We start from the raw sequence: 2,339 nt of genomic DNA, 5'->3' as shown, positions 1-2,339 counted from the left end.
CCACGCATATGCGTGGCCTTTATAACTATTTGGGGTATAATTAGATGATGATATAAAATTATTATTAATTAATAAATACGAAAGCAATAAAAAGTATAAAACATTTACGATAAAATATATTTTGAAGGAGAAAAAACATATGCCACAGCATGCATTTTCAAGAACAGAGTTACTTATAGGTATGGATAGTTTAAACAAGTTAAAAGAGAGTAAGGTAGTAGTATTTGGGATAGGTGGAGTTGGAAGTTATACTGTCGAAGCGTTAGTAAGATCAGGAGTTGGAAAGATAGTATTAATAGATGATGATACAATATGTCTAACAAACTTAAATAGGCAAATACATGCTACACACAAAACTATAGGTAAAAGTAAAGTTTTAGTAATGAAGGATAGAATACTCGAAATAAACCCTAAGTGTGAAGTTGTTACTCATGAAACATTTGTTACAGCAGATAATATGGGAGATATAATTACTGAAGATACAGATTATGTAGTGGATGCTATTGATACAGTTGCTTCAAAACTATCTTTGGTTGAATACTGTACGAAACATAACATTAATATTATCAGCTGTCTTGGAACCGGTAATAAATTAGATCCAACTTTATTTAGAGTGGCAGATATTTATGATACAAAAATATGCCCGCTTGCGAGAGTTATGAGGCAGGAACTTAGAAAGAGAAATATTAACAAATTAAAGGTGGTTTATTCCCAGGAAGTGCCTATAAAACCAAAGGACGAGGTTTTAACCTGTAAAGAAGGTTGTATATGTACAGGTGGTTCAAAAAAATGTGCTATGAAAAGACAGATTCCGGGTAGTATATCGTTTGTCCCACCAGTAGCGGGATTGATAATCGGTGGTGAAGTGATTAAGGATTTAATTAAAAACGCTAATATTTTATAATTTAATTATAAGTAATAAAAAGGGTGGAATTTCAATCACCTTTTGTTATTTTTGTTAATGAACATATTTATGATCTAAATTACTATTATTGTAGACAAAGGGGTTAAAAATGAACAAAGGTAAGTATGTTAATCTAGAAGCTTTAAAAGGTAACGAGCGAGAGTATATTATAAAAGATAATAATTATATTATATTAGGAAGAATATTTATAGTAGAGTTAGATAAAGAAAACAAGTTTTGTCAATTTAGATTGAAATTTCATAAACATACCAATGGTAGTTATGAGTATTTAAAAGATACATTAAATCTTATGCTAAATATTTTGTTTAAAAACATGGGAATAAATAAAGTTAATGTTATTGCTGAGGAAAGTATAAATGTAAGTGCTTTTACTGATTTAGGATTTGATCTAGAGGGGATAATAACTGACAGTGTGATAAATAAATCTGATTATCAATCAGAAGTAATGTTTGGTATAAATGCTTTTACGTTTAATAAGAATTTATTAAGGAGAGACTTAGACATTAAAGGGAAAAACATTAGAATTCGGGCATTGGTTCCTAGCGATGCACAAGAAGTGTTAGATTTTCATTTAAGAAACAGACAATATTTGAGTAAGTTTGAACCTTCTAGGGATGAGTCGTTTTATAATTTAGATAATCAAAAACGTACTTTAACAGAGGGGTATAAACAATTTTTAAATGGTGTTGGTGTTAATTTTGGAATATATAAGGATAAGAAACTTATTGGTAAAATAAGAATATCAAATATAATTATTGGTGTATTTAAGAATGCCTTTATAGGTTATTCTATGGATGAGAAAGAACAAAATAAGGGATATATGAAAGAGGCCGTTAAACTTGTAGTAGCATATGCTTTTGAGGAACTAGAATTACATAGAGTTGAAGCTACTACTTTAATAGATAATGAAAAGTCACAAAGAGTACTAAAAAACTGCGGGTTTAAGGAACTTGGAATAAGTGAAAAATACTTATACATTAATGGTGAATGGAGAGATCACATGGTTTTTTATAAGATAAAAAGCATTTAGTTGGTTAAATATAATCTAAATTATAGCTTAATTATAGTTGATATTAGTAGAAAAATTCTTTATGTTGGAGGGATACATCTTAGTTTATAGTAATGCGCTTGTATACTAAGCCTAGTGTATCAGCATACGAAAAACGTAGAATAAGTAAGAAAATAAGATTATTGTGTACTTACTTTGTCTTAAATAATATATAATGTAAAACGGATAAAAACAATTATGATAAAATATTAAATGTTGCTGCTGTTTTGCAATGAAAAATTAATTGTTATAGTAAAAAACTTGATTTAAAAGAGTGAAATACTATTGACAAATGATTAGAGAACTGTTAGAATAGTAGAAGTCGTCACATGATGACAAACAAATTGGTCTTTGAAAATTAAACAG

The 2,339-nt window shown here is 28.5% G+C and carries 2 protein-coding genes; both read left to right on the top strand.

The annotated features are described in order from the left end of the window. The first annotated feature begins 139 nt into the window (after window positions 1-139). A complete protein-coding gene (locus Q0649_RS21275; RefSeq protein WP_298846620.1) occupies window positions 140-904 on the top strand; it encodes a tRNA threonylcarbamoyladenosine dehydratase in 765 nt (254 codons plus the stop codon). A gap of 109 nt (window positions 905-1,013) precedes the next feature. Further along, entirely contained in the window at window positions 1,014-1,955 is a 942-nt protein-coding gene (locus tag Q0649_RS21270; protein ID WP_298846619.1) for a GNAT family N-acetyltransferase, read from the top strand. The last annotated feature ends 384 nt before the right edge of the window (window positions 1,956-2,339 follow it).

The sequence above is a fragment of the uncultured Clostridium sp. genome (genome assembly GCF_937920395.1).
In the GTDB taxonomy this organism is placed as follows: domain Bacteria; phylum Bacillota; class Clostridia; order Clostridiales; family Clostridiaceae; genus Clostridium_AD.
The sequence above is the reverse complement of the archived record's forward strand: the minus strand, read 5'-3'. Positions and strand labels throughout refer to the sequence as shown.

Coding starts and splice junctions, on each gene's coding strand:
- Q0649_RS21275 (WP_298846620.1), top strand. CDS start 140: ATGCCACAGCATGCATTTTCAAGAACAGAGTTACTTATAGGTATGGAT.
- Q0649_RS21270 (WP_298846619.1), top strand. CDS start 1,014: ATGAACAAAGGTAAGTATGTTAATCTAGAAGCTTTAAAAGGTAACGAG.